32 protein-coding genes are annotated in these 24,361 nt (G+C 66.1%); 15 read left to right on the top strand and 17 right to left on the bottom strand.

Annotation, left to right across the window (positions count from 1 at the left end):
* Positions 1-5 precede the first annotated feature (5 nt).
* From hemQ to AC5Y4T_RS14720, 3 genes are all read left to right on the top strand, one after another.
* Entirely contained in the window at positions 6-701 is a 696-nt protein-coding gene (hemQ, locus tag AC5Y4T_RS14710) for a hydrogen peroxide-dependent heme synthase (protein ID WP_499949051.1), read from the top strand.
* Entirely contained in the window at positions 698-1,450 is a 753-nt protein-coding gene (locus tag AC5Y4T_RS14715; RefSeq protein WP_499953968.1) for a class I SAM-dependent methyltransferase, read from the top strand. Before hemQ ends, AC5Y4T_RS14715 begins: the two co-directional genes overlap by 4 nt.
* 120 nt (positions 1,451-1,570) lie before the next feature.
* Complete coding sequence (locus AC5Y4T_RS14720) at positions 1,571-2,419, top strand: endonuclease domain-containing protein (protein WP_499953970.1); 849 nt, start codon at positions 1,571-1,573, stop codon at positions 2,417-2,419.
* Between the two features lie 68 nt (positions 2,420-2,487).
* Here the strand turns inward: AC5Y4T_RS14720 and msrB are convergent, their stop codons facing one another.
* Genes msrB through AC5Y4T_RS14740 form a run of 4 tightly spaced genes read right to left on the bottom strand, consistent with a single transcriptional unit; the run spans position 2,488 to position 6,590 of the window.
* Positions 2,488-2,913, bottom strand: a complete 426-nt coding sequence (msrB, locus tag AC5Y4T_RS14725; RefSeq protein WP_499953972.1) for a peptide-methionine (R)-S-oxide reductase MsrB — start codon at positions 2,911-2,913, stop codon at positions 2,488-2,490.
* Positions 2,910-4,220: an arabinofuranan 3-O-arabinosyltransferase gene (gene aftC, locus AC5Y4T_RS14730; RefSeq protein ID WP_499953974.1), complete on the bottom strand. Its 1,311-nt coding sequence runs from the start codon at positions 4,218-4,220 to the stop codon at positions 2,910-2,912. Before aftC ends, msrB begins: the two co-directional genes overlap by 4 nt.
* A gap of 28 nt (positions 4,221-4,248) precedes the next feature.
* The gene (locus AC5Y4T_RS14735) at positions 4,249-5,814 is read right to left on the bottom strand and encodes an alpha/beta fold hydrolase (RefSeq protein WP_499953976.1); all 1,566 of its coding nucleotides are present in this window, start codon (positions 5,812-5,814) and stop codon (positions 4,249-4,251) included.
* 14 nt (positions 5,815-5,828) lie between these two features.
* The gene (locus AC5Y4T_RS14740) at positions 5,829-6,590 is read right to left on the bottom strand and encodes a pyrimidine reductase family protein (protein ID WP_499953978.1); all 762 of its coding nucleotides are present in this window, start codon (positions 6,588-6,590) and stop codon (positions 5,829-5,831) included.
* Here AC5Y4T_RS14740 and zapE point away from each other — a divergent pair.
* Positions 6,589-7,710: a cell division protein ZapE gene (zapE, locus tag AC5Y4T_RS14745; RefSeq protein WP_499953980.1), complete on the top strand. Its 1,122-nt coding sequence runs from the start codon at positions 6,589-6,591 to the stop codon at positions 7,708-7,710. The genes AC5Y4T_RS14740 and zapE overlap by 2 nt on opposite strands.
* Here zapE and AC5Y4T_RS14750 read toward each other — a convergent pair.
* The 3 genes from AC5Y4T_RS14750 to AC5Y4T_RS14760 all read right to left on the bottom strand — a co-directional run bounded on the left by AC5Y4T_RS14750 (position 7,676) and on the right by AC5Y4T_RS14760 (position 9,564).
* The gene (locus tag AC5Y4T_RS14750) at positions 7,676-8,203 is read right to left on the bottom strand and encodes a GNAT family N-acetyltransferase (RefSeq protein ID WP_499953982.1); all 528 of its coding nucleotides are present in this window, start codon (positions 8,201-8,203) and stop codon (positions 7,676-7,678) included. The two genes, zapE and AC5Y4T_RS14750, sit on opposite strands and share 35 nt — an antisense overlap.
* Entirely contained in the window at positions 8,191-8,721 is a 531-nt protein-coding gene (locus tag AC5Y4T_RS14755; RefSeq protein WP_499954121.1) for a hypothetical protein, read from the bottom strand. Before AC5Y4T_RS14755 ends, AC5Y4T_RS14750 begins: the two co-directional genes overlap by 13 nt.
* A 93-nt stretch (positions 8,722-8,814) precedes the next feature.
* Positions 8,815-9,564 (bottom strand): Clp protease N-terminal domain-containing protein, encoded by a 750-nt coding sequence (locus AC5Y4T_RS14760; RefSeq protein ID WP_499949042.1) that lies wholly within the window; start codon positions 9,562-9,564, stop codon positions 8,815-8,817.
* A 117-nt stretch (positions 9,565-9,681) separates the two neighbouring features.
* Here AC5Y4T_RS14760 and AC5Y4T_RS14765 point away from each other — a divergent pair, with 117 nt between their 5' ends.
* The 3 genes from AC5Y4T_RS14765 to AC5Y4T_RS14775 are packed head-to-tail and all read left to right on the top strand — an operon-like array spanning position 9,682 to position 11,383.
* A complete protein-coding gene (locus tag AC5Y4T_RS14765) occupies positions 9,682-10,002 on the top strand; it encodes a DUF732 domain-containing protein (protein ID WP_499953984.1) in 321 nt (106 codons plus the stop codon).
* Positions 10,003-10,048: 46 nt separating this feature from the next.
* Entirely contained in the window at positions 10,049-10,393 is a 345-nt protein-coding gene (locus tag AC5Y4T_RS14770) for a DUF732 domain-containing protein (protein WP_499953986.1), read from the top strand.
* Between the two features lie 30 nt (positions 10,394-10,423).
* Positions 10,424-11,383 (top strand): cytochrome c oxidase assembly protein, encoded by a 960-nt coding sequence (locus AC5Y4T_RS14775; RefSeq protein ID WP_499953989.1) that lies wholly within the window; start codon positions 10,424-10,426, stop codon positions 11,381-11,383.
* Between the two features lie 11 nt (positions 11,384-11,394).
* On the opposite strand, the gene AC5Y4T_RS14780 is transcribed toward AC5Y4T_RS14775, so the two are convergent.
* Genes AC5Y4T_RS14780 through AC5Y4T_RS14795 form a run of 4 tightly spaced genes read right to left on the bottom strand, consistent with a single transcriptional unit; the run spans position 11,395 to position 14,802 of the window.
* Positions 11,395-12,315, bottom strand: a complete 921-nt coding sequence (locus AC5Y4T_RS14780) for a cation diffusion facilitator family transporter (protein WP_499953991.1) — start codon at positions 12,313-12,315, stop codon at positions 11,395-11,397.
* A gap of 25 nt (positions 12,316-12,340) precedes the next feature.
* Positions 12,341-13,159 carry a carboxymuconolactone decarboxylase family protein gene (locus AC5Y4T_RS14785; protein ID WP_499953993.1) on the bottom strand — a complete coding sequence of 273 codons (819 nt, stop codon included), beginning with the start codon at positions 13,157-13,159 and terminating at the stop codon, positions 12,341-12,343.
* Positions 13,143-13,964, bottom strand: a complete 822-nt coding sequence (locus AC5Y4T_RS14790; protein WP_499953995.1) for a mycofactocin-coupled SDR family oxidoreductase — start codon at positions 13,962-13,964, stop codon at positions 13,143-13,145. Before AC5Y4T_RS14790 ends, AC5Y4T_RS14785 begins: the two co-directional genes overlap by 17 nt.
* A 7-nt stretch (positions 13,965-13,971) precedes the next feature.
* Complete coding sequence (locus AC5Y4T_RS14795) at positions 13,972-14,802, bottom strand: mycofactocin-coupled SDR family oxidoreductase (protein WP_499949033.1); 831 nt, start codon at positions 14,800-14,802, stop codon at positions 13,972-13,974.
* 116 nt (positions 14,803-14,918) lie between these two features.
* Here AC5Y4T_RS14795 and AC5Y4T_RS14800 point away from each other — a divergent pair, with 116 nt between their 5' ends.
* Complete coding sequence (locus tag AC5Y4T_RS14800) at positions 14,919-15,512, top strand: TetR/AcrR family transcriptional regulator (protein WP_499954123.1); 594 nt, start codon at positions 14,919-14,921, stop codon at positions 15,510-15,512.
* Positions 15,513-15,548: 36 nt separating this feature from the next.
* Here the strand turns inward: AC5Y4T_RS14800 and AC5Y4T_RS14805 are convergent, their stop codons facing one another.
* Together AC5Y4T_RS14805 and AC5Y4T_RS14810 are read right to left on the bottom strand one after the other, a co-directional pair.
* Positions 15,549-15,914, bottom strand: a complete 366-nt coding sequence (locus AC5Y4T_RS14805; protein WP_499953997.1) for a DUF732 domain-containing protein — start codon at positions 15,912-15,914, stop codon at positions 15,549-15,551.
* A gap of 166 nt (positions 15,915-16,080) precedes the next feature.
* Positions 16,081-16,287, bottom strand: a complete 207-nt coding sequence (locus AC5Y4T_RS14810) for a hypothetical protein (RefSeq protein ID WP_499919481.1) — start codon at positions 16,285-16,287, stop codon at positions 16,081-16,083.
* 388 nt (positions 16,288-16,675) lie between these two features.
* Here AC5Y4T_RS14810 and AC5Y4T_RS14815 point away from each other — a divergent pair, with 388 nt between their 5' ends.
* Complete coding sequence (locus AC5Y4T_RS14815) at positions 16,676-16,867, top strand: hypothetical protein (protein WP_499954000.1); 192 nt, start codon at positions 16,676-16,678, stop codon at positions 16,865-16,867.
* Between the two features lie 92 nt (positions 16,868-16,959).
* A complete protein-coding gene (locus AC5Y4T_RS14820; protein ID WP_499954002.1) occupies positions 16,960-17,460 on the top strand; it encodes an Rv2253 family sensor-like surface protein in 501 nt (166 codons plus the stop codon).
* Positions 17,461-17,571: 111 nt separating this feature from the next.
* On the opposite strand, the gene AC5Y4T_RS14825 is transcribed toward AC5Y4T_RS14820, so the two are convergent.
* On the bottom strand, positions 17,572-18,093 hold the full coding sequence (locus AC5Y4T_RS14825) for a hypothetical protein (protein ID WP_499954125.1): 522 nt from the start codon (positions 18,091-18,093) through the stop codon (positions 17,572-17,574).
* A 144-nt stretch (positions 18,094-18,237) separates the two neighbouring features.
* Between AC5Y4T_RS14825 and AC5Y4T_RS14830 the strand changes: the two genes are divergently transcribed.
* From AC5Y4T_RS14830 to AC5Y4T_RS14840, 3 genes are all read left to right on the top strand, one after another.
* Positions 18,238-18,696: a universal stress protein gene (locus AC5Y4T_RS14830; RefSeq protein WP_499954004.1), complete on the top strand. Its 459-nt coding sequence runs from the start codon at positions 18,238-18,240 to the stop codon at positions 18,694-18,696.
* Between the two features lie 142 nt (positions 18,697-18,838).
* Positions 18,839-19,645 (top strand): hypothetical protein, encoded by an 807-nt coding sequence (locus AC5Y4T_RS14835; RefSeq protein WP_499954006.1) that lies wholly within the window; start codon positions 18,839-18,841, stop codon positions 19,643-19,645.
* Positions 19,646-19,833: 188 nt separating this feature from the next.
* Positions 19,834-20,046 (top strand): CsbD family protein, encoded by a 213-nt coding sequence (locus AC5Y4T_RS14840; protein ID WP_499954008.1) that lies wholly within the window; start codon positions 19,834-19,836, stop codon positions 20,044-20,046.
* Between the two features lie 39 nt (positions 20,047-20,085).
* Here the strand turns inward: AC5Y4T_RS14840 and AC5Y4T_RS14845 are convergent, their stop codons facing one another.
* Positions 20,086-20,214, bottom strand: coding sequence for a hypothetical protein (locus AC5Y4T_RS14845; protein WP_499919499.1), 129 nt, complete (start codon positions 20,212-20,214; stop codon positions 20,086-20,088).
* A gap of 813 nt (positions 20,215-21,027) precedes the next feature.
* Here AC5Y4T_RS14845 and AC5Y4T_RS14850 point away from each other — a divergent pair.
* Positions 21,028-21,813 carry an oxidoreductase gene (locus AC5Y4T_RS14850; RefSeq protein WP_499954010.1) on the top strand — a complete coding sequence of 262 codons (786 nt, stop codon included), beginning with the start codon at positions 21,028-21,030 and terminating at the stop codon, positions 21,811-21,813.
* Between the two features lie 506 nt (positions 21,814-22,319).
* Entirely contained in the window at positions 22,320-22,991 is a 672-nt protein-coding gene (locus tag AC5Y4T_RS14855; RefSeq protein WP_499954012.1) for a hypothetical protein, read from the top strand.
* 259 nt (positions 22,992-23,250) lie between these two features.
* Here AC5Y4T_RS14855 and AC5Y4T_RS14860 read toward each other — a convergent pair whose 3' ends face one another.
* Entirely contained in the window at positions 23,251-23,544 is a 294-nt protein-coding gene (locus AC5Y4T_RS14860; RefSeq protein ID WP_499954014.1) for a DUF732 domain-containing protein, read from the bottom strand.
* A 261-nt stretch (positions 23,545-23,805) separates the two neighbouring features.
* Positions 23,806-24,000 carry a hypothetical protein gene (locus tag AC5Y4T_RS14865; RefSeq protein ID WP_499954016.1) on the bottom strand — a complete coding sequence of 65 codons (195 nt, stop codon included), beginning with the start codon at positions 23,998-24,000 and terminating at the stop codon, positions 23,806-23,808.
* Positions 24,001-24,361: the final 361 nt, after the last annotated feature.

Below are 24,361 nucleotides of genomic sequence, written 5' to 3' on the forward strand. Positions count from 1 at the left end.
GTTCCATGGCCAAGCTCGACTACGACTCGCTCAACTCCACGATCCGCTACCTGATGTTCTCGGTGTTCTCCGTTGAGCCGGGTGAGCTCGGTGACCAGCGCGACGACGTCATCGATGAGGCGTCGACGTTCTTCAAGCAGCAGGAGGAGCGCGGCGTCGTGGTGCGCGGCCTCTACGACGTCGCGGGCCTGCGCGCCGACGCCGACTTCATGATCTGGACCCACGCCGAACGCGTCGAGGCGCTGCAGGCCACCTACGCCGATTTCCGGCGCACCACCGCGCTGGGGCGGGTTAGTTCGCCGGTGTGGAGCAGCGTGGCGTTGCATCGGCCGGCCGAGTTCAACAAGAGCCACATCCCGGCGTTCCTGGCCGGCGAGGAACCCGGCGCCTACATCTGCGTGTATCCCTTTGTGCGGTCCTACGAGTGGTATCTGCTGCCCGACGAGGAACGCCGCCGCATGCTCGCCGAACACGGCATGGCCGCGCGTGAGTACAAGGACGTCCGCGCCAACACTGTCCCGGCGTTCGCGCTCGGCGACTACGAATGGCTGCTGGCCTTCGAGGCTCCCGAACTGCACCGCATCGTCGACCTGATGCGCGAACTGCGTGCCACCGACGCCCGCCGGCACACCCGCGAGGAGACGCCGTTCTTCACCGGCCCCCGGGTTGCGGTCGAGCAGCTGGTGAATGCCCTGCCATGACAACGCCTTTCGATCCGACCGATCCCACCCGCTTCGAGGAGATGTACCGCGACCAGCGGACGCGGCACGGCCTGCCGGCCGCCACACCGTGGGACATCGGCGGCCCGCAGCCGGTGGTTCAGCAGCTCGTCGCGCTGGGCGCGATCAAGGGCGAGGTGCTCGACCCGGGCACCGGTCCGGGCCACCACGCGATCTACTACGCGTCCAAGGGATATTCGTCGACCGGCATCGACGGGTCGGCGGGAGCCATCGAGCGGGCCCGGCAGAACGCCGAAAAAGCCGGTGTGTCGGTCAATTTCGAGCTGGCCGACGCGACGAAGCTGGACGGTTTCGACGGCCGGTTCGATACGGTGGTCGATTGCGCGTTTTACCACACCTTCAGCACCGAAGCCGAGCTGCGCAGGTCCTATGTGCAGGCACTGCACCGCGCCACCAAGCCGGGCGCCCGCTTGTACATGTTCGAGTTCGGCGAACACAACGTCAACGGCTTCAAGATGCTGAGGTCGTTGTCGGAGAACGACTTTCGCGACGTGCTTCCGGACGGCGGCTGGGAGATCACCTATCTGGGCACGACCACCTACCGGGTCAACGTCAGCGTCGAGTCCATCGAGGCGATGGCCCAGCGCAACCCGGACCTGGCCGATCAGGCGGAGAAATTGCTGGAGCGTTTCCGGGTGATCGAGCCGTGGCTCGAGGGCGGCCGGGCGCACGCCCCGTTCTGGGAAGTGCACGCCATCCGGGTGGACTGACGGGCGCCCGGCGCCCCACTGCTTGTCACGACACCTACACCGCTGCGCCGACACGCCGACGGGTGTCGCGCTGGCTTAAGTCTGGTGGATCCCCGCAGCGGGCAAGCGCGTCTTCATTGCGTGGAAGACGTGTTCAGAGGCAGCGAGGCTGTGCGCCGGGGAAGCCTGAGCCCGTATCAGCTGCGAACCCAGCACCGTGCGATCTATCCCGACGTCTATCTGTCGGGCGACGCCGCACCGCCATTGCGAACGCGATGTGTTGCGGCATGGCTGTGGTCGGGCCGGCGCGCCGTGATCGCCGGACTGGCCGCGGCGAAGTTGCACGGCTCGAGTTGGATCGACGACGACGAACCCATCGAGTTGATCTGGCGTAACCCGCATGCTCCGGCCGGCGTGATCACCCGCAATCAGCGAGTTGAGCCGGACGAGATCACCCGCATCGCGGGATTGCCGGTGACCACTTTGGCGAGAACGGCCTACGACCTGGCCAGGCGGCTGCCCAGGGGCGAGGCGGTGGCACGGCTCGACGCGCTGATGCGCGCGACGCCGTTTGACGTCGAGCAGGTGTCGCTGCTGGCCAAGCGGCACCCGCGCGCGCGGGGCCTGCGACGCCTACGCGCGGCGCTCCCGCTCATCGATCCCGGCGCCGCGTCACCCAAGGAGACCTGGCTGCGCCTGCTGCTGGTCGATGCCGGGCTGCCCGCACCCGAGACGCAGATACCCGTGAACGAGAACTGGCGAACGGTTGGTGTGCTCGATATGGCTTGGGAGAGATACAAAGTGGCCGCCGAGTATGACGGTGATCATCACCGCGCCGACCGTCGCCAGTACGCCCGAGACCAGTGGCGGGTCCGCAAGCTTGAAGAGCTCGGCTGGATCGTCGTCCGGGTGATCGCCGAGGACAAACCCGAAGACGTCGTGCGACGCGTGCGCGACGCACTCATCCGTCGAGGTTGCCGCGAGATGTAAAGCGTTGCGATCGACTTCGGCGTGTCGTCGCAACTGGTTAAGTGTCGCGGACGAAAAACCAGCCGGCCTCAGCCGCCCGCCGGCACCAGCCGCAGCGACACCGAGTTGATGCAGTAACGCTGATCCGTCGGCGTCGGATAGCCCTCACCGGCGAATACGTGCCCCAGGTGGCTGTGGCAGTTTGCGCACAGCACCTCGGTGCGCGTCGTGCCCATTGAATGGTCGGGCCGCAGAATCACGGCGTCGGATCTGGCCGGGTCGAAGAACGACGGCCAACCGCAATGCGATTCGAATTTCTCGGTGCTGCGGAACAATTCGGCGCCGCAGGCCCGGCACTGGTACACGCCTTCGGTCTTGGTGTCGGTGTATTCACCGACGAAGGGCCGCTCGGTGCCGGCTCGGCGCAGCACGTGAAATTCTTCGGGGCTGAGCTTCTTGCGCCACTCGTCTTCGCTCAGTTGCACCTTGGGCTGCGACACGTCGGGAGAGGTCATGCCTCCACGCTAGCTCGCTCGCGCTCGGGCGTCAGCCACGCGGGATCGAGGCCGTCGTCCAGCCGGTTCTCGGCCCTGGCGTCCAGGTAGCGGAAGAGCAGCACGGTGAACACGACGATCAGCAGCAGCGACCAGCCGTAGGTGATCTTCAGGTAATGCAAGGCGCGGCCGTATCTCATGTACTTGTAGATCAGCCAGTCGTCCAGCGCCATGAAGCCATAGATCCCGAGCCACGCCGGCCAGTTGCGGATAAGCGAATTCCGCAGCACCACCGTCATCAGGAACGGGAATAGCATCATCGAGTAGTAGCCCTGGGCCAGCGACGACACCAGGAACGACCACAGCAGCAACACACCCGAGGAGCTGGTGAACCAGAACAACGGGTCTCGGGTGCGGTAGTAGCGGTACAACAGCCACATCGCACCGATCATCAGCAGCGTGAACAGGATTCGCATGAACACGATCAGCCAGGTGGGCAGGCCGAAGTACACGCCGTTGCCCTCGACGGAGCTGTTGAAATAGTCCCGGGTGCCCAGGAAGTAGGGCACCGTTTTCGTGACGAAGTCCATGGGATCGCTCACCAACGGCCATGCGGCCACATTGACGACGACGGGGACCGCGATGGCCGGCACCAGCGTCCGCCACTGCCGATTCAGCAGCGGCAGCAACAGCAGCGGGCCCAGCACGGGTTTGAGCGTGAGCGTCAGCCCGATCACCAAGCCGGCCCACCACTGGCGCCCAACCCTCCCGTCCAGCAGCCAGCGAAAGAACAGGACCTCCGCCAGGAGCACACAGCCGTTGATGTTCGTGAACACCAGGGTGCTGGTCACGCTTTCGGTGCAGAACATGGCCAGCAGCAGGGCGGGCGCGGCCACCGAAGCCAGCGTGAATTTGAACATCCGCAGCAGCAGGTACCAGGCGATCAAGATGGCCACGGTGTTGATCAGGATGAACAGGTAGCGCGACGGAGTGAAGGGCAGGTATCCGAACGGCGCCATCAGCAGCGTGCCGCCGGGCGGATACAGGTAGTGCGGGTCGACGTAGTCGAAGTGCTCGTTGTAGATGTCCCAGCCGTGCCGGAAGTTGAGGACCGCGCGGTACACCGGTTTGAAGTCGTCGGTGATATTGCCGTTGAGGGTGAGGATGATGCTGCGGTGCAACACCGACATGATGGCCACCGGCCAGAGCGCCATCCGCAGGACGGTCGGTGTGCTCAGCGGGCCGGTGCGGGGACCAAAGGCGGCCAGGGTCCGCTCACGCAAGCCGGTTCGGGTCGATTCAGCTGCCGTCACCAGCGCACCGTACACCGGCGCACACGGACGCCGGAAAGCAGCGTCAGGCCGGGCAGTACGTGTCGGTGTTGGGCAATTTGCCGCTGTTGAGGTAGCCGATCAGCGGCGGAACGGCGCAGCCGGAGAAGATGCTGGCGCCGTGGCCGATGCCCTGCCACATGACCCGCTTGCTGGCGGCGCTGGCGTTGATGATGCTGGCCGCGGTCGCCGCGACGCCGTCGGTCCCGACGATCGGATCGCTCTGCACACCGAGCAGCAGCACGTCGACCTTGAGTGTCTTCGGTGTGGGCGGCGGCGAGCCGGTGGGCCAGTGCACGCACTTGACCATGCTGAGCGCGGCGACGGTGCCGAAGTCGGGGTAGAGCTTGCCCCAGGCGACGACGAGTTCGCGCACCCGGTCCGGCGTCGGGCGATTAACCGCGTCGCTGCACACGTTGACGAACTGGCCGTCGGAGTCCTGGATGGCGTTGGCATGGTTGATCAAACTGTTCAGCGCGTTGGCGTCGCCGGAGCGGGCGGCCGCGAGCGCGTTGGCCAGGTTGGTGGTGGCGTTGACGCGGCCGCCGGCGGGATAGCCGAGCGCGACGGTGATGGCGTTGGCCACCTGGGCAACCGACGCGCCGCCGGGCCCCTTGCCCGCGCGGGCGTCGGCCAGCAGTGCGCTGACGGCGCCCTTCGGGTCCGCACCGAGCGCGCAGTTCACCGCGATGCACTGCGCGGCGAAGGCGTCGAGGGCGGCCTGCTGGCCCTTGACGCGTTGCTCGGCGGCGGCCTCGGCGTTGGTGCCCAACGCAACCGGTGAGTCGAGGATCAAGCGGGCCACCTTGTCCGGCCGCGAGCCCGCGTACGCCAGCGCCACCTGCGCGCCGTTGCCGATGCCGATCAGCGCTAGGGCCGGCACGTCCCACACGGTGCGCAACCGCTCGATGTCGGACGCGGCGTGCGCGTCGTCGTAGGAGGACGCGTTCGGCCCGATCCCGACGGCGTCGCCACAGTTGGTGGTGGCGGTGTTGGAGACCTCGGAGAGGTTGGCCACCGGGTCGTCGCCGCTCTGGAACTGCGACTGGTCGCGCATCTGCTGCCGGTCGAATTTGTCGCGGCAGTCGATGGGGCTCGACATCCCGATGCCCCGGCGGTCGACGGACACGATGGGGTGGGTGGCGAGCACGTCGGCGCCCGCCCGTGACAGCCAGACGGGCAATTGCGTCGAGGACGGCAGATCGGAGCCGGTGGTGAACACCAGCGGCCCGGCGTCCTGGGGTGTCTGGTTGGAGCGGGCGCGCACCACGCCGATGCTGAGGCTGCCGCCCCCTCCGTTGACCGGATCCAGGTCGGCGTCGTAGGTCGCGCAATCCAGCTGGACGCCCGCGGCGGCGGGGACCGCCGCGTCGGCGAACACCCGTGAGGTGCAGTCGTGCCACGCCAGGTCGTTCTTCGGTGCGGCGATCGCGGGCGGGCCGCTGGGCGCCGGCTTCGAGGTCGCCGCCCCCTGCGGCCGCGCACCGGAATTGGTGGCGAACCGCGGATCGGCGGCCAGGCCCGGGACGCAGCCGGCCAGCAACGCGGTCACCGCAACCAGGATCGTGGCGCACGTGGACGGCCGACTCATGCCGACCACAGTAGCTAGGCCCTGACGTAGCGGGTGTAAAGGTAGCCGGCGTCGTCGGTCAGGACGTGGGCGCACCGCATCCGGGTGAGCAGCTGGCCCGGGCCGGTCGCGATGCGCGGCGCCTGGCCCCCGACCAGGCAGGGCGCGATCGTCAGGCACAGCTCGTCGAGCATGTCGCGCTGCATCAGCGAGTCCAGCAGCGTCGGTCCGCCCTCGGTGAGGATGCGCCGCATGCCCCGCGCGCCGAGGGCCGCCAGCAGGGCGGCCTGGTCGATCTTCTCGGGATCGCGGCCGGAGCAGTCGAGCACCTCGCACAGGCCGCTGAGCGCGCGGCGCGTCTGCTCCGCGGCCGCCGCGCAGGTGAGCACCAGCGGCTGCACCTCGGTGCGGGTGAACACCGCCATGTCGCGGTTGAGGTGGCCCGATCCGGTCACGATCGCCAGCTGCGGGACCTCGCTTTGACCGCGGGCCTGCCGCCGCTGGCGCCGGGCGACGCCGACCTGCGCGCCGGAGTAACCCTCGATCCGCACGGTGCCCGCCCCCACCACGATGACGTCGGCAAGCTCACGCAGGAGGTTGAAGACGAACCGGTCGCCCGCGCCGCCCATCGCGCCGCTGCTGCCGCCCGAGGTGGCCCCACCGTCGACGCTGGTGATGAAGTTCGCCCGCACCCACGTCCCGTCGTGCTCGGGGTAGCCGTAGAGCGCGGCGAGGTCGTCGTCGCCGAGTCCGCGTACCGAAGCGAGCAGCGACAGTGCGGCGCCGGAGTCGGGCATGGGTCTGATTGCAGCACGCCGTTACAGTTCCTGCATGCACGGGTCCACCTCTGCGGGCGCTTCGGCCACGCCTGCTCACCTGGTGGATCGGCATCCGACGGTGTCGCCGGAACGGCTGATCGCCCAATTGCGGCCGCCGCCGACCTTCGCCGAAGTGAGCTTCGCGACCTATCGGCCCGATCCGGCGGAGCCGACGCAGGCCGCCGCGGTGCTGGCGTGTGAGGACTTCTGCCGGCAAGCCGTCGAGCGGCGCGCCGGACGGCGAAAGCTGTTGGGCCGGCGGGAGATTCTGCCCGGCGTCGGGTTGTACCTGGACGGCGGGTTCGGCGTGGGCAAGACGCACCTGCTGGCGTCGGCCTACTACCAGCTGCCGGGCCAGGGGCCGGGTGGGCCACCGGATGGCCCGGCTCCCAAGGCGTTTGCGACCTTCGGCGAGCTGACTCAGCTGGCCGGCGTGTTCGGCTTCGTCGAGTGCGTCGACCTGCTGGCCAACTACACGGCGGTCTGCATCGACGAATTCGAACTCGACGACCCGGGCAACACCACGCTGATCTCGCGGCTGCTCTCGTCGCTGGTCGAGCGCGGCGTGTCGGTGGCCGCCACTTCCAACACGCTGCCCGAGCAGCTCGGCGAGGGACGCTTCGCCGCGCAGGATTTTCTGCGTGAAATCAGCACGCTGGCAAGCATTTTCACGACCGTGCGGATCGAGGGGCCCGACTATCGGCACCGCGGCCTGCCACCGGCGCCGCGGCCGCTGTCCGACGACGAGGTGGTTGCGCGCGCCGCGCGTGTCGACGGCGCGACGCTCGACGATTTCGACGCACTGTGTGCGCACCTGGCCACCATGCACCCGTCGCGGTATCTGACGCTGATCGAGGGGGTCAGCGCGGTGTTTTTGACCGGAGTGCACGGCATCGACGATCAGAACGTCGCCCTGCGGCTGGTGTCGCTGACCGATCGGCTTTATGACGCGGGGATCCCGGTGGTGGCCTCGGGCACCAAGCTGGACACCATCTTCAGCGAGGAGATGCTGGCCGGGGGATACCGAAAGAAGTACCTGCGGGCCACTTCCCGGCTCCTGGCGCTCACCGCCGCGGCGGACCCAGTTCGCGGATCATGACGTAGTCGCTCTCGACGTCGGTGCCCAGCTGAAACGTCCTGTTGCCCGCGATGGTGAAGCCGCTCTTGAGGTAAAAGCGTTGTGCGCGTTGGTTTTCTTGGTTGACGCCCAACCACACGCGCCGCGCGCCCCAGTCGCCGGCGGTGGCCAGCGCGAGGCCCATCAGCGCGGTCGACGCCCCGCCGCCGTGATACTCGGGCAGCACGTAGATCTTGGACAGCTCGGCGGCATCGGCGCCAGCGCCACGAACCAGCATGGCGTAACCGATGATTCGGCCGTCGTGGCGGGCGGTGAGCAGGGCGCGATCCGGATCCTTGAGATACTCGTCGAATCGGTCGGCCGACAGGTTGGCCTCGATGAACGACGCGATGTTGTCCGGGCTCGCGGCGGGCGGACATGCCAGCGGAAAGGTCTGTGCCGCAACGGCGGCCAGCTCTACGGCGTCACCGGAATCGGCCGACGCAACCTCAAACGCCCCTGTCAGAGGTTCCACTGCGCGAGGTGGTAACCCGTCTTCTTGTCCAGCAGGACGACGGCGGAGACGGGATCGCGGTAGGCGTCCCAGTACACGCCGCCGCGCACGATCGCCCCGTTCGGGGCGTTGACGAGCACGTTGTCCAGCGCGTCGGGTGCGTCGGAGGCTCGCGGCTTATAGGCGTCGGCGGTCGGGGTCACTCCGTTGAAACTCAGGACGGTCGCCATGATGTACGGATTGGGCACGCGGATCGCGCGGACCGTCACGTCCGCGCGGTCGACGGTGCTGCCCGGGAAGCCTCTGAAGGTGCCTTCGCGGGTGTAGCCGAATCCCGGCGGCGGGTCGCAGGGCGCCACGCCACTCACGGTGACGTCGGCGATGAACGTGCCGTTGTCCACCCGAAGCGTGTCACCGATGTGGCCGATCGGCGCGTCACCGGCCCATGCGCGCGGCATCGGAATCGCGGCGATGCCGGCAGCGGTGACGCCGGCGACGGCAACCAGGAAGGCGCACACCACCAGCAGCCCGCGGTGCATCTTCGCCATGTCGTGCCTCCTTGACGCCGTTGTGGGGGACCTTCGCATGATCGCACACGCGCGGACGCGGAAGGGAGCGGTCGGTCACACTGATCAGCCCTCGCGGGCGGCGCTTTCGCCGCCGGCGAGGGATTGCAGCGCCGTGAGCAGATCCGCCTCGACCCGGTCTTTGTCGACTCCGCCAAGGTGCAGCGGGCCGTCCCCGCCCTCGAGCTCCAGCAGCGCCAGCAGTTGGTGCTCGGTGCCGACGTAGTTGTGGCCCAGCCGAAGTGCCTCGCGCACGGCCAGTTCTAGCGCCTTGCGCGCCGGCCCGCTGAATGGAATGAGCTGTGGCGGTTCGGCATTCACGCGTAGCGCGGCGATCGACTCGGTCGCGGCGGCGCGCAGCGCCTCGGTGTCGACGTTCTGCAGACGCAGTAGCACCGTCGCAAGGGCGGCCGCGTCGCTGAGCACGCCGAGCAGCAGATGGTCGGGGGTGATCTCGCTGTTGCCCGCTTCGTGCGCGGCGTTCTGGGCGGCCACGACCGCGCCGCGGGCCCGCGGGGTGAAGCGCGCGAAGCCCTGTTCGAGATCAAGGGCGGCGGGCTCGGCGCGGGGCACGAATCGCTTCTGGGCGGCCTGCTTGGTGACGCCCATGCTCTTCCCGATGTCGGTCCAGGACGCTCCGGAGCGGCGGGCCTGGTCCACGAAGTGGCCGATCAAATGGTCGGCGATCTCGCCGAGATGCTCGGCGGCCAGGACGGCGTCGGCGAGTTGATCCAGTACGTCCGGGCGGGTCGCCTTGATGGCGTTGATCAACTCGTCGAGGCGGATCGGATAGGCGATGCGGACAGGCTCGGACATGTCGTCAACCCTAAGTTGACGCACCCGTTGGAGTCAACCATGGGTTGACGTCGTTGCCCATATCCGCCGCTCAAAACGGTGCGGGCAAGTGGACCGCTCTGGGAGAATTCGTCAGTCATGAAGCCACTGCTGACGCTGTGTGGTCTGGCCGTCGCGATCGGCGTGGCCGCACCGGCGCATGCCGACAGCACCGACGACTCGTTCATCGCTTCGCTGAAGGCGGCAGGCATCACGTTCGCCGACCCGGGCAAGGCCGTGGGTGCGGGCAGATGGGTGTGCGACACCGTCGGGCAGGGCACGCCGATGCCCGACGTGGTCAAGACGCTGTTGTCCAAGAACACTGCGCTGAGCCAGGACAAGGCCAACCAGTTCGCGGCGATTGCCGCCACCACGTACTGCCCGAGCGTCATCACGCCGAGCGCGCCGAACGGCTCGTAGCGCCCGAGATGCCGATTCCGGGCGGCTTTGCGACAATCACTGCGTTATGCGATTTCTCCTCGGGCTGACCGGCCTCGCAACCATGATCGTCGTGGCCGTGCCCGCGCACGCGGACGTCGACAACGATCAGGACTTCCTCAAAGACCTCCGCGACGCCGGTATCACGTATCAGGACGGCGGCAACGCGATCACCGTCGGCAAGTCGGTGTGCGAAATGCTCGACGACGGCCAGTCCGACGCGAAGATCGTGACGGATCTGCGCAACCAGAATCCGGCCTTCCAGGGCGCCGCCGCGGCCAAGTTCACCTACCTCTCGGCCGCCCATTACTGCCCGAAGTACGTCACCGGCGAGGACCGCGGTCCGAAGCCGGACGGCGCCGCAGGCAACTGAATCAATCCGGGCCGCAATAGGCTGGTGGCCGTGCGCGTCGATCCCGGACCGCTGACATGGGACGCGGCCGTTCAGACCTGGCATTTCGACCTCGTCTCCGCGGCTTTTGTCGCGGTGCTCACCGCGGGATACGCCTGGTGCTACCGGCGCGGTCGCGACACCCAAAGTGCGGTGCGTGCCGCGAACCCCGCGTGCTTCGGTGTCGGCATGCTGGTGTGGCTGCTGGCCACGATCAGCGCCCTCGGTGCCTATGCCTACGTCCTGTTCTGGGTGCGCGCGCTGCAGGTGTTGTTACTGCTCTACGTCGTGCCGTTCTTCATCGCACAGGCCAAGCCGGTCACCGTTTTTCGCGACGCCCTTGGGCCGGCGGGCCGCGACCGCATCGATCGGCTGTTGGCCACCCGGTTCGCGCGCGTGCTCGCGCATCCGGCCACCACCTCGATGGCGATGCTCGCCACGCCCTGGTTGCTGTACCTGACGCCGTGGTACACCGCGGCCCTGCGGGACGAATGGGTCGGTGCGCCCACGCGAATCGTGTTGGTGGCTATAGGCTTTGGCTACTTCTATGCCCGGCTGCAGGAAGACCCCGTGCCGCGCAGGTATCCCCAGTCGATCTCGCTGCTGATCACCGTGGCCGAGGCGCTCGGTGACGGCGTTCTGGGACTGGTCGTCTGGCAGGGCTCGTTGATCGGTGCGGCGTATTATGCAGGGCTACAACGGTCTTGGGGTCCCGACCCGCGACTCGACCAGACGATCGGCGCCGGCGTCCTGTGGATCCTCGGGGATCTGGTGGGGTGGCCGTTTGTGCTGCTGCTGATGCGCGCGATGTCCCGCGACGAGAGGGCACACGCGGTCGCCGTCGACGCCGAGTTGGACGAGGCCGAGGCGAAGGCGCACAGCGCCGAGGACGCCGAGACTGAAGGCGCTGCGCCCTCGGCGCTCTGGTGGGAGAACGACCCGCAGCTGCGGGAGCGGTTCCGTCGCGGCTGACGTCCGGCCACCTAGGCGGCCCGCGCCGTCCAGGTGAAGCTCTGCATTTCCGGAATCCGAGGCGCCAGCGCCGCGGCGACGCTGCGGCCGATCTGGTCGGCGGCCGCCAGCGGAGTGTCGGCGTTCAAGAAGCCTTCGACCTCGACGCGCAGGGTCCGCCCGGTCCACCTGGCCCGCGCGTGCGCGTGCGTCACGCCGGGGACTGAGGCGGCGACGGCCTCGGCGGTGGTGATGACGTCGGGGTCCACGCCGTCGAGCAGGCGATGCGCGATATCGGCGGTCACCTCCCAGCCGACATGGCAGATGAACCCGGTGACGACGATCCCGGCGACCGCGTCGGCCCAGCCCCAGCCCAGCGCCACGCCCACCAGTCCGAGCACCGCGCCTGCCGACGACAACGCGTCCAGCCAGGAATGCTTGGCGTCGGCCACCATGGTCGCCGAGCGAATTCGCCTGCCCACCACCAGTTTGTAGCGGGCCACCAGCTGGTTGCCGACCACGCCCACGACCGCCGCGCCGATGCCCCAGCCCACGTAACCGGTGCCGCCGTGTCGAAGCAGCTTGGTGACGCTCTCGAAGCCGGCGACAACGGCGCTGCCCCAGATCACCAGGGCCACACCGATTCCGGCGAGGTCTTCGGCGCGTTCGTAGCCGTAGGGGTACCGCTCGGTGGGCAGCTTGCGCGAGGTGCGGAAGCCGATGAACACCAGGGCGCTGGTGGAGACGTCCGACAGGTTGTGCAGCGCATCGCCCAGCAGCGCCACCGAGCCGGACAGCAGCGCGATGACCAACTCGACCAGTCCGGTCAGCGCCAGCCCGACGGCGCTGACGGCGACGGCGCGGTTGGCCTGCCGGCGCTCGCCGGCGTCGTCGGCTGCGGTGTCCAGGGGAAAGCTTGCAGCCGGGTCACGAACTCCATTGATGACATGCATACCGCCAGCATGCCGCACTCGCGGTTCAGGCGCCCTTGATCAGCTCGGCCGTTACCCGTTGTTTCTGTTCGGCGATCATCTGGTTGAGGTAGTCGGCCTTGGCGCAGCCGTAGTACGCGGCGAACTGCAGGGCGAGTTCGTCCATCTCCTCGAACGAGACGTCGCCACTCTTGAGTGCCGCGTAAACATGGGACGCGATCGGGATTTCGGCATCCTGGAAGGCGACGCAGGCGACGGTGATGAGACGGCGTTCCTTCATTCCCAAGCCGGGTCGCAGCCACATCTCGCCGAAGACGAAGTTCAAAATGCCCGCTCCCGAATACGGGTTGTCGCGCGTCGGCGCGAACGGTAGGCAGTTGATCTCCTTGAATGACTCCTCGCCGCCTTTGAGCCGTTGCTCGGGATCGCTGGCGGTGGGCAGCGGTAGCAACGGCTCCGGGGGAGGGGGCGGCTCGCCGCGCGCCTCGGCGATCTTGGCCCATTCCACATCCACCGCGATATTGAACCGCGACGCCTTCGGCCAGCCCGCGTAGACGGCGAAATGCAAGACGGTTTCCCGCATTTCGGTGATGGTGAGGTCACCGCTGTTGAGTGCGGCGTAGACGTGCTGCTCGAGGGGCGCCTGCGCGTCGGCGGCCGCGACGCAGGCCAGGGTCACGAACCGTCGGTCGCGGCGGCTGAGCCCCGGGCGCGGCCACACCTCACCGAAGACGAAATCGATCAGCCCGCCCGCGCACGGAGTGTCGCCATCCGGCGGGTCGATCGTCATCACCTCGGCGAAGGTGCGCAGCCCGCGTTCACGTCGCGCGCTGTCGCGCGTTGGAGCCTTATCTGATGGTGACACCGGCGTCGACCTTCAGTTCGAGTCCTGTGACGTAACGAGATTCATCGGAGATCAGGTACAGCACCGCGTTGCTGACGTCGGACGCTTCGATCAACGGTGCGGGCAGGGCGTTGAGGAAGATGGGCACCAGGTCGGGTCGCTGCTCGGCGATCAGCGTGTGCATGTTCGGCGGAGCCATTCCGGTGGCCACCCCGGTGGGGTGCACGGTGTTGACGCGAATGTTCTGCGCGGCAAGCTCATTGGCCAGGGCCAGCGTCATGCCGACGATACCGTGCTTGGATGCCGTATAGGGCACATGCAGCGGTGTGCCCTTGATGCCGGCCGAGGAGCTGATGTTGACCAGGCTCCCGCCGCCCTGCGCGACCAGGTGGGGCAGCGCGGCCGCGCAGGTGTTCCAGGCGCCGATGAGGTTGACGTCGAGGACCAGCCGCCACTGCTCGGCGGTGGTGGTGTCCCACGTGCCGACGGTGAGCACGCCGGCGTTGGCGACCGCTCCGTCGAGCCCGCCGAGTTCGGCGGCGGCCGCGTCGACCGCCGCCTTCATGGCGGCCTCGTCACGCACGTCGACGATGCGGGTGATCGCGCGGCGGCCGTGTTTCTCGACCAGTTGCGCGGTCTCGTGCAGGTCGTCTTCGGTGGCCAGTGGATACTCCAAACCCTCTGGCGTGGAGCAGATATCGATCAGGACGCAGTCGGCGCCTTCCTCGGCGAGGCGCACCGCGTGCGACCGTCCCATGCCGCGTGCGGCCCCGGTGATCAAGACCCGCTTGCCCGCGACGCGGCCCGCTGCGTTGTTGGTCGTCATCGCTGTGTCAGACCTTGTTGCAGAAGCCGGCGTCGACGGGGAAGGTCACGCCGGTGACGTACTTCGCCTCGTCGGAGACGAGGTAGGCGATGGCGGCGCTGACGTCTTCGGGTTCCAGCATGCCGACGGGCATCGGGTTTTGCAGGTGGGGACCCGCACCAGGGTTGTGTTCCAGGAATTCAGTCATGTCGTCGTTGGTCGCCATCATCGTGTTGACGGCGGTCGGATGCACCGTATTCACCCGAATGCTCAGCGGTGCAAGGGCATTGGCCAGGGTGCGCATCAACCCGACGATCCCGTGTTTCGATGCCGCGTAGCCCAGGCCGCCGCCCTGCAGACCTCCGAAGCCCTTGATGCCGGCGGTCGAGCTGGTGAAGATGATGACCCCGCCGCGGTTACCGGACAGCAGATGCGGGACCGCCGCCCACGCCGTGTGATACGCCCCGTCGAGATTGACGCCGGTGACCGCCCGCCACTGGGCGAGTTCCTCCTCGATGCTCAACTGCCGAAACGCCAGCGGTGCGATTCCCGCGTTGGCCAGCACGATGTCGAGGCGCCCGAAGTGCTCCACGCCGGCATCCACTGCGGCTTTGACTTGCTCGAAGTCGCGGACGTCGGCCACCGTGCCCAGCATCTTGCCGCCCGCCTCTTCGACCAGCGCAACGGTCTCGTCCAACTCCTGATGCGAGGCCATCGGATAGCCGTTGGCGGGGATGTCCGCGCAGATGTCGATGCCGATGATGTTGGCGCCTTCCCGCGCGAGTCGCACCGCATGGCTGCGGCCCTGGCCGCGCGCCACTCCGGTGATGAAGGCGACTTTGCCGTCTAGTGAACCCACGGAGCGGTCCTCGTTCCTTCGTTTCGTCCGCGCAGATCGCGCCCGAGTAACGCCGTTACTCGCCACCGCACAGTAACATGGTTACCGTGACGGCAAAAGGGGCACGCGTGGTTGCGCTGGGCGACGCTTCCGGGCGGCGAGCCGATCCGATCCTGGAGATCGTGGTCGAGATGCTCGACAGCGAGGGCTATGAGGCGGTGCAGCTGCGCGAGGTTGCCCGACGGGCCCGGGTCTCTCTGGCGACCATCTACAAGCGATACCCCACTCGTGACGAGCTCATTGTCGCCGCCCTGGACGGGTGGATGGATGCCAAACGCTATGCGCGCCTGCCGGCGCTGATCGACGATTTGCCCGGCGAGTCGATCTACGTGGACCTGATGCACGTGATGCGGACCATCTTCGAGCCGTGGGAGCAACATCCGTTGATGCTGCGCTCCTATTTCCAGGCACGATCCGGCCCCGGCGGAAGGCGCCTCATTCAGCGTGGCGTCGACGCGGTCGTTCCCGTCGTCAAAGCCGTACTGGCACAAGCGGAGCCGGGCTTCGCCAAGGATCTCGAGCTCATCCTCACCGGCGTGGTCTACGGGTTCCTTACCCGATTCACGCAGGGGGAGATCGACGTCACCGAGATCGTGCCGGGTATCGAACGCGCGGTGTTCTGGTTGACCAGCGCGTATGAGAACGGTCCCGCACGGGCGGTGCAGCGCTGAGCACCGCGAAACCCATTGTGCTGCAACGGCCCCCGATCACATGAGCGGCGGCAACGGCAGCAGCCAGGTCACGGAGGGATCGATATCGTCCTTGTATTCCGGGCAATAGGTCGCTATCGACAGGCCGACGAAGTAGGCGGACTGCTTGACGGAAAGGTCCGTTTGCCTGGCCAGCTGAATCGCCGGCACCGATGCGTTCGGGTTGTTGGCGATGCTGGTGCACACCGTGTGGGCTATCGCAATAGCATCATCGTTGTCGGGCATGATGATTCCGCCCCTCGACAGGCCCGCGATGAACGCGTCGTCGGTATCATCCGCTGCCGCCGGCGCCGCGGAGGCCAGCGCGGCGGTGGACAGGACGATCGCGCAGACGGTCGGCCACTTCCCGGAACCAACCTTCATCGGACTCGGGGCCTCCGTTCTCTGCGCGGCCGATCGGCGTTCGGTCAAGGACGACGTGAATCGACAATAGTCGAATCGCCTGTCCTCTTGTCGGACGCTGAGTGCCGGCCTGAGGGGTCAGCCCGACGACAACGCCAATGGTTGACCGCACCGCTGCTCCTGCGGGCTACCCTTCCGGGTCTTCGGCCAGGTAGGTGACTTCATACCAGCGTCGGCGCGCGTCGAAAGCTTCGGTCGCGGTGGCCCGCTCGAGCCGAACATCCGTCAGATGCGGATTGCCCACGCGGATGCCGTCTTCGAGCTCGGCATGCAGCGCGTCGCCGTCCAGGGTGTCATCTGCGAGCGCTCTGCCCGTATACCTCGTCCAACTCACGTCTCACATCTTGCTCCGGCCGCCGCGCCACGCGACACGGCCGGTCCACGTGCCTGGGCGCGGCGGCCCAGCGCGCCCGTCGGGACCCATTGGTAACCTTCCCCGGGCGCACTACATCTGACGGCGCCTCGGCGTTCTTACCCCCGAGAGGGTCGCGGTGAAAGATAATGACCTGGCGATGAAGAGAGTCATCTGCGATCATTCCGGCACTGGCGGCCACCTCAGCCCGATGCCGCTATGCCGCTGACTGCTCGACCGTGAGCTCCCCGACTTTGATCGGCGAACCGCCGAAAACCACCAACGACACCGCGCAAGGTGCCGTGAGAGTCACTGCCCTCCAACGTTTTTGCGGGGGACCGCGGCGCCGCAACGCACTGATGGATTGAGCGTGGCCCTCAAACGTGTTGACGAGTTGAAGCCGGGAGACCGGATCCGCATGAAGGTCGGGCACGCTACCGTCATCGCGACCGAACCCCTTGACGACGACCGCACCCTGCTCACCTTCACCTACGGGACGAAGGGGCCCGCCGACAACGCTTTGACCGTGGATGTCCTCGAAGACGACGAGTGGGGCTGGTAAGACGGCCTTTCGATCTCTCGGTCGCAATCGGCAAAGACCTTGTCGGCGACGGTCCCGCATACGACAATCGGATCGGCCCCGGAGGAGGAATCATGACCCCACACCGCCTGAAGGGCTTCGCAGGTTTATCCGCCGCGGCGCTCGCGATTGCCCTGTCGCTTCCCCCGGCTGCCTTCGCCGACAATCCGTCCTGGAACGGGCAGTACGCAATCACGTTCATGGTCGGCCCCAAGGCCGGGACGAGCATGGCGGTCGGCGACCCGGAAACCCAGCACACCGAGACCTACGGTTTCCGCTCGAGCTGCAGCGACGGGAAGTGCGTCGCCACCATCGTCAGTGGCCCTCCGCCCACTAACCCGACGGTTCCGCAGCCCGTTCAGTTCACCTGGGACGGAAAGTCTTGGTCGCAGGTCAACGATTTTCAATGGGACTGCATGATGCCCGATACCACGATCCAATGGAATCCCGCCCGGGCCGCGGTGCGCTACACGCCCCAACCCGACGGGTCGCTCGCCGGCATCATGCACACCGACATCCTCAGCGGCGCGTGCCAAGGGACGATCGACATGGAGATGAGGGCCGAGCGCGTGTGAGTCGGCCCCTTCGGGAACGCGGCTCACGGGGTTGGCAACCAGTCTCGACGTGTTCCCTTGCAGCGCAACGTGTCTGATGTCAGGGAATCGCGCTCGCGATCGTGGCTGCGCTCAGGTGTGGACTTTCCAGCCCGCTAATGGGGTGGGTGCCGCCGGTGCATCGGGATCGTTGAACTCGATGTAAACGTCGCCCTGGTTGATGCTGCCTGCGTAGGCGATGAACCCGTGGGCGGTTTGGCCGTTGGTGACGCTGCCGGTGCGCAGCGGTGGCATCTTGTTGATCTGCTGGTAATCGATCAGGGACGAGCCGCCCTCGGTATCCCGGTTCGGGTCCTGCCGCCACGGAGAGGAGGCAGCGGTCACGGTGGTCTGGGCGTACCGGAACGGGGTGTCGGACTTGCCGGCGATGGTGAGTTCGATGACGTTGCAACCCCCGCCGCCGTAACAGCCGGACGAGACCCACGTCGCGTTGTTGAGCGTGACGTCGGCGGTCGCGGTGCTGTACTCCGTGACGTGGATGGTGGTACCGGCTTTTCCGGTGGGGAAAGGCGCCTGTTGAGGCGTGGGGTCGGCGGTTCCGTGGGGCGCGGTCAAACACGCTGTCACCGCCAGCGTTGCTGCGAGGGCGCCCATGTGCGCAGGCCTGGTCACTGCGCGAAGATAGCGCATCTGGGAAGGCGGGCGGATCGGGCACGGGCTGTTTCGGTTCATGCGACGGCCGCGAACAATTCGGTTTTGCCTCTCAGGTGCGGCTGTGGCCTTTACACTGGGCGGGAAATGAGCGCCTATCAGACCGTGGTGGTCGGCACCGATGGCTCGGACTCGTCGCTGCGCGCGGTGGACCGCGCAGGCGCTATCGCGGCGGATCACGGCGCGAAATTGGTCGTTGTCACCGCGCATCTACCCGTCCCCGAGGAGAAGGGCCGCTACGCCATCCCGCCGGGAAGCGACCACGGCCAGGACTACCGGACGGTGGGGGAGGCGCCCTTCTACACGATCCTGCAGAACGCCAGGGAGCGGGCGCACCAAGCCGGGGCCAAGGACGTGGAGGAGAAGTCGGTCGTCGGTGCCCCCGTCCACGCGCTGGTGCAGCTGGTCAACGAGGTCGATGCCGACCTGCTGGTCATCGGCAATGTCGGACTCAGTAGCGTCGCCGGGCGACTGCTTGGCTCGGTTCCTTCCGAAGTCTCCCGCAAGGTCAAGACCGACGTGTTGATCGTCCACACCACCGACTGAAACCTTGGCCCGGATTTCTCAGTGAATCCGCGTTTCGCGGCTAGGGACAAACACGGCTGAAGTAGTCCGTCCGCCGGGTTAAAGCGATAATATCTGGGCCATAGCTATAAGTGCCGACACCTGCAAGTGAAGGGCATGGCCGATGAACGCGACTGGCGCCAAGCGGCGCGCATTAGGCGCGGGGGACTACATAAAAGCCGACGTGAACTTGTCCTGGCATTTAGTTTGGCTATTCGCAATTCTCGAAGGCATCACGGTTCCGCTGTTATCTGTGTTCTCACAGGGCGGGCCCAGGGTGGGCCGAGCTTCTCGCACTGCGACGGTTGCCGAGCAGTTCGTGGCCTTCGCCAACAAAATGCTTATCATCGGTATCTACGGGTTGGTCATAGGGTTCGTCGGAGCCTCGGTAGTTTGTTTGTTATTGAACTGGATCGTCTTTCCCCGAGTGAGGATCCGGCTCGATGACGCGGTTGTAGTGCGCGTGCTCCACCCGTTCATTGTTGGGATCTGGGGTGGCGTTCTACTAGCGATCATCTTCTGGATACAGCTGTGCATCGCTGGGTTTCTGACCTTCCCGATGGTCGTGAATCTGATACTTTTTGGGTTCGTTTCGGCGGCGGGCAGCATCCTGCTGACGGGTGCTGCTTATTCATCGTCGATAAAAGCTTTGCCGAAGCTAGGCATCCAACTGATCACCGCGCAGCAACGGTTGCTGTTGTTCAAAATGCCGGTCGTATCGTTCGCAATATTGGTCGGGATCTACGAAGGATTGGCAGCACCAATTCTCCAACGATGGGAACTCGCCCCCCATCATAAAGTGTTGATGGCACTGCTCATGGGGGTTTTGGGTGGTGCATCGAGTAGTTTGGTCGTCGTTGCGTTAGCTCACATACGCGCGGTGAAGAAGCACCTGTGGCTGAAATTTGCCGTCATAGACCAATCAGGCTGATTGGCTTAGACGCCTTCTGCGATCAAGCCAGTGCATGCAGCGCGCCCGCTTTATGTGGGACGGCGGCGGCCAGCTCGACGCTGGGCTTCCGGTCTCGTCCACAGTTGCCTGGCGGAGTGGATCGCGACGAAAAGGGGTAGCCGCTTTCTTGGCGCAAAATTCGGAAACCGGAAGAGAAGGTAACGCTGGTGAGCGGTGCGAATAAGGCCCGGAACAAGGTAAACCAGGTCACGGGAAAGCTGAAGGCGGCGTTCGGCCGGGCGATCAACGACCCGAGGTTGGAGGCCGAGGGGAGAGCCGATCAGCGGGCTGCTCACCTCAGAGACGCGGGTGAAAAGGTCAAGGACGCGTTCCGCCCGCGACCGCGCCGACAAATGCCTCGACGGCGTCGTCGGATATAGCTCGTTAACTCGCGAGCCGCAGCCGCTTGGTCGGCCGGGTTATTTCTCCATGGCCGAGGTTGGTGCTCCGAGGTCGATCGTTATGCAACCTGACGCCCCCAGCATCACACCCGTCAGCACCGCGACGGCTGCGGCAGCTTTCAGCATCTTCTTCTTGCTTGCGCTCATCGGTTCGCCTTTCTGCGGGTAGGAACAACCGTGGCAATAAATACCGTCGGCCAGCTGATGCTATCGCGGTCTTTGGACACGTGTGCAATATTGACCAAACCGCCGAAAGGGGCTTTTGCCGGCGGCTCGAGAGCCGAGATTCGCGCGCCGTTATGACGTGGGGTTGCATCGCCTATTCGTCAGTGGCACAAAGGCTTTGACTCGCCTCCGCGCGGTCGGGTGTCATCGAAACTGTCACCGTCCCCGAGGAGTCTCGCTGCGGGGGTGCAGATCTGCCGGCCCGGTGGCACCATGAGCGGGTGAACGGGCAAATCTGCACGGGTTGCGGCCTAAAGACCCATCGCTCGTACGGTAGGTGGTCGGACCAGCATCCATGGGCCGCTGCGACCTTCGCGGCCCTCGTGCGGATCGCGCGGAGCGTCGATCGGCGCGATCAGGGTCCGACGACCGTGATGTTGTCGGTGGTGCCGGCCACGCTCGTCGGCTTAGCCGTGGTCTCCGCGTACCCACTGGTGTTCGTGCCCCTGCTGGTGCTCTTCGGGGTGGCCTTAGTGGTGTTGGTCCGCAACGAGGAAATCAGACGCAACCCAGCCTGTTGGCGCGGCGACTGCCCCGCCGTTCGCACCGGACGATAAGGCGGCCGCCGTCGAAGGGCTCACGGCGGAAGATCTGAATTCGGCCGGCCTGTGTCGAACAAAGCCGTTTCTGGACTCGGCTCGTCGAACCGCCGCCAGCGTGCGCGCGGCAAAGTGCCGCCACCAGCGGTAACTGCGGAGTAGCGTCTTGCGCGGCACGGCGGATGAAGGAGCGCACATGGAGCTGCATCTGTCGGGCAAGATCGCCGTCGTCACCGGGGCCAGCAAGGGGATCGGACTCGCGGTCACCAAAGCCCTCGTCGACGCTGGCGCGCATGTGGTAGCCGGGTCACGCACGCCTGGCAAGCAGCTGCCCCTGCTCGAGGAGAGCGGGCAGGTGTCGTATGTGTCGGTGGACCTTACTCAGCCCGGTGCCGCCGAAGAATTGATCGCCGCCGCTGCCTGCCGCGGCGGGATCGACGTGTTGATCAACAACGTCGGCGGCGCCACGGTTCGCCCCGGCGGACTCGCCGGCATTTCCGACGACGAATGGCGGAAGTCCTGGGAGCTGAACCTGATGGGCGTGGTGCGCCCGACGCGCGCGGCGCTGCCTGAGATCGAGCGGCGTGGCGGAGGTTCCATCGTCATCGTCAGCTCGATCAGCGCCTATGCCCCCGGCCCCAACACCTACGACTACTGCGCCGCCAAGGCGGCCGTCGCCAATTTCGCCAAGGCATTGTCAAAAGACTTGGCACCAAAGAACATTCGCGTCAATTCGGTCAGTCCGGGTGCAGTGTCGACCGGCAAGTGGACGCAGCGGGGCGGGATGGCCGATGAGTTCGCCGCGATGAAAGGTCAGACGGCCGACGAGATCAGGTCGGAACTCGCCAGCAGCGCACCGACGGGACGGTTCACCTCTCCCGAAGAAGTCGCAGACCTCGTGTTGTTCCTGGCGAGCGGCCGCGCCGGGAATATCACCGGATCCGACTACCGGATCGACGGCGGGTACGTCGCCACCATCTGATTACGGCGACACATGACGGAGCCGTCATGCGCTGGCCGATCATTTCGACAAAACGCGACATACCTTGTGGCCTGCCGAATAGCCTCGATCTAGGTTTGGGCCCACCCCACTGCCACACGGAATTCCGGCTCCGCCCTGTGCGATGCGCGGAAAGCGTTGCCGGAGAACTGTCCGATCGGCGGGACGGTCCTACCTGCCGGGCGGCCCACCGGGGGCTGCCTCCACAAAAAGGAACATCATGAGCCCGACCGATCACCTCGACCGCAACACCGAGTCCAAACTGATGAAATTGGCCGCCAGAACCGTTCTCGCATCTGGGTTGGGAATGGCGGTCATGATGCTCGCCGCGGTCACCGCCAACGCAGACCCCGCCCCGCCAAATCCCACGGGACCAAACCCCACCGCGGCCCAACATCCACACTCGGAGTCAGGGCTGTGTAATCAGGACAGCGCACCGCGTGGCGCCCCGGCGCCGCCTCCTGGGTACTGCGGGTAAGGGCCGACAGATGAACTGGACGACGTTAGTGGCCAATGCGCTCGTACCTCTCGCCTCGGTGATCTCGAGCGCCGCCGTCGCGATCTGGACCAAGCGCATCGACGCCAGGAACAAGGCGGAGGACCGCCGCCACGAACGTGTCCTCGACTTCGAGAAGCGGGCGGCCGATGACAAGAAGGCCGTGTTGAAGTCGCTGATCTCGGCGACCATTTACGTCAAGCGCGCAGCCCAGTACGAGGGTGCCGGCACCGCCGAGGAGATCGCCAGCCAGCGGCGCGCCGAGGCCATCCGGGAACTCTATGACTTCCGCATGCGGCTGGGCCTCGACGACGGCGTAGCCGAGCTGATGGTCTATGCCGCGCCGCCGGTGCGCGACATGGTGAGTCTCCTGCTCGACGAGTGGGACCGTCAGTTCCGCGAACACGGCTATTCGCTGACCCAATTGGATTCGTGCAAGCGACAATTGGCGCAGACCACCGCGTGCCCCGCCCCACAGGAAGACGTCACCGTGTACTACGAGGGCGAACTGAAGTGGTCCGAGCTGAGGAAAGTGGAGACGGTGTGGCTGGACAGGTTGGGCAGGGAATCGGATCTGGACCTCGACGCACTCGTGGGCCTATGCGACCGCACCCTAGAGGCCGCGCACAAGGACTTGCGCGGCGGCTACGGCCTCGAGTACTGACGCACGGAAAGCATCTCGTTGCTCGCAGGACTGCCGCCTGACCGGCGCTGAAGGTGGAGCGCCCTCGGCGGCCGCTTTATTGACCACCGAGAGCTAGCATCGCCACAGTGCTAGCCCCGCCGCGTTGCCTGAACACTGCCTACCCGCCGCGCAGCTTTGCGGAAACATCCCCACAGAGATTTCTCGTCTCCGGACGCTCGCGCCGCGAGATTCATTCACCCTCAGCGGATTTGAGCGTGAATGATCATCGCGCCGCCGGTCATGACGGGTACTGCGGGCAGTAGTACTCGATTGCCAGGTCCACGAACGCGGCGGCATTAGTAAATTGCGCGACGCGGTCTGTCCGGGCAATCGCGTCGGTTGGCTGCCCATTCTTCCGGTCCGTGCAGACGGTCTGCGCAGTCTGAATCGGGTCTACGGACAGCGGAACCACGACGTTGTTGTCACGCAGGGCGACGAGGAAGCTGTCATCGTTCGGTGACGCGCTTGCGTGGCCAGGTATGCCGACGGCGACCGCACAGCAGGCGATGGGGGCGATTACGTACTTCCTCATGGGCGGTTCCCTTCGTCTCGGCACTAATGGTCACCAGCGGTGGCCGTGTCGTGCAACCGGCTCTGCTTTTCGGTTTCGCTGCCAGCCGCCCGCGTGCATGTCTACGTCCGCACGCGTCCGAGGAAGATGCGCTGAAGCGCAGCCTCGATGTTTCCGCGTCTGGAGTGCCTCGCAATTGCAAACGAGATAACTGGTGCCGCCGCAATCTGATTCGGCCGCTGACACCGGTGGCCGCGAGCAGATTGTTCCGCGACATGACAGTCAGCCCTGTTCGGGGCAGATATGGCGGCCGATGTCGAGTAGCCCGCATTTAGGACATCGCTGGGGGCTGGTCTGCTGCTCGTGATAGAGGGTGTGGAGGCCTTCGTTCTTGACAATGGCGCCGCACGTCAGGCATTCACGAAAGTACATGCCCCCGATGGAACAGGACTTGTAGTAGATCAGCGGGCCGGTCATAAACCGCACAGTACGCAACTGAGCGCCCGCGCCGGAGGGTTCTCACAGCTTCTTTGCGTCTGGGTTGTGCACTGGTGCCCAAGATGTTCGACCGGTCGGCCCCTGAGGATGCCTTTGACGCCGCCTGTGAGCGGCAAAGGACATCCCCAGTGCCGAGGCGAGCCGACTAAAGTGTTCTGACCGGGGCTGGTGCGAGGTCGATCGTTATGCAACCCGACGATCCCAACATCACACCGGTCAGCACTGCAGCCGCTGCAACAGCTTTCAGTATTTTCTTGGTGTTCATGGATCACGCCTTTCCGACTGGTAGTGATTACCCTCCCGAAATTGCCGCCCGATTATCGGATGTTATCGCCGTCAC

The sequence above is a fragment of the Mycobacterium sp. NGS11 genome, assembly GCF_059813315.1.

Coding starts and splice junctions, on each gene's coding strand:
- hemQ (WP_499949051.1), top strand. CDS start 6: ATGGCCAAGCTCGACTACGACTCGCTCAACTCCACGATCCGCTACCTG.
- AC5Y4T_RS14715 (WP_499953968.1), top strand. CDS start 698: ATGACAACGCCTTTCGATCCGACCGATCCCACCCGCTTCGAGGAGATG.
- msrB (WP_499953972.1), bottom strand. CDS start 2,913: ATGACCTCTCCCGACGTGTCGCAGCCCAAGGTGCAACTGAGCGAAGAC.
- AC5Y4T_RS14735 (WP_499953976.1), bottom strand. CDS start 5,814: ATGAGTCGGCCGTCCACGTGCGCCACGATCCTGGTTGCGGTGACCGCG.
- zapE (WP_499953980.1), top strand. CDS start 6,589: ATGGGTCTGATTGCAGCACGCCGTTACAGTTCCTGCATGCACGGGTCC.
- AC5Y4T_RS14740 (WP_499953978.1), bottom strand. CDS start 6,590: ATGCCCGACTCCGGCGCCGCACTGTCGCTGCTCGCTTCGGTACGCGGA.
- AC5Y4T_RS14755 (WP_499954121.1), bottom strand. CDS start 8,721: ATGCACCGCGGGCTGCTGGTGGTGTGCGCCTTCCTGGTTGCCGTCGCC.
- AC5Y4T_RS14760 (WP_499949042.1), bottom strand. CDS start 9,564: ATGTCCGAGCCTGTCCGCATCGCCTATCCGATCCGCCTCGACGAGTTG.
- AC5Y4T_RS14765 (WP_499953984.1), top strand. CDS start 9,682: ATGAAGCCACTGCTGACGCTGTGTGGTCTGGCCGTCGCGATCGGCGTG.
- AC5Y4T_RS14770 (WP_499953986.1), top strand. CDS start 10,049: ATGCGATTTCTCCTCGGGCTGACCGGCCTCGCAACCATGATCGTCGTG.
- AC5Y4T_RS14780 (WP_499953991.1), bottom strand. CDS start 12,315: ATGCATGTCATCAATGGAGTTCGTGACCCGGCTGCAAGCTTTCCCCTG.
- AC5Y4T_RS14790 (WP_499953995.1), bottom strand. CDS start 13,964: ATGACGACCAACAACGCAGCGGGCCGCGTCGCGGGCAAGCGGGTCTTG.
- AC5Y4T_RS14805 (WP_499953997.1), bottom strand. CDS start 15,914: ATGAAGGTTGGTTCCGGGAAGTGGCCGACCGTCTGCGCGATCGTCCTG.
- AC5Y4T_RS14820 (WP_499954002.1), top strand. CDS start 16,960: ATGACCCCACACCGCCTGAAGGGCTTCGCAGGTTTATCCGCCGCGGCG.
- AC5Y4T_RS14825 (WP_499954125.1), bottom strand. CDS start 18,093: ATGGGCGCCCTCGCAGCAACGCTGGCGGTGACAGCGTGTTTGACCGCG.
- AC5Y4T_RS14830 (WP_499954004.1), top strand. CDS start 18,238: ATGAGCGCCTATCAGACCGTGGTGGTCGGCACCGATGGCTCGGACTCG.
- AC5Y4T_RS14835 (WP_499954006.1), top strand. CDS start 18,839: ATGAACGCGACTGGCGCCAAGCGGCGCGCATTAGGCGCGGGGGACTAC.
- AC5Y4T_RS14845 (WP_499919499.1), bottom strand. CDS start 20,214: ATGAGCGCAAGCAAGAAGAAGATGCTGAAAGCTGCCGCAGCCGTCGCG.
- AC5Y4T_RS14850 (WP_499954010.1), top strand. CDS start 21,028: ATGGAGCTGCATCTGTCGGGCAAGATCGCCGTCGTCACCGGGGCCAGC.
- AC5Y4T_RS14855 (WP_499954012.1), top strand. CDS start 22,320: ATGAACTGGACGACGTTAGTGGCCAATGCGCTCGTACCTCTCGCCTCG.
- AC5Y4T_RS14860 (WP_499954014.1), bottom strand. CDS start 23,544: ATGAGGAAGTACGTAATCGCCCCCATCGCCTGCTGTGCGGTCGCCGTC.
- AC5Y4T_RS14865 (WP_499954016.1), bottom strand. CDS start 24,000: ATGACCGGCCCGCTGATCTACTACAAGTCCTGTTCCATCGGGGGCATG.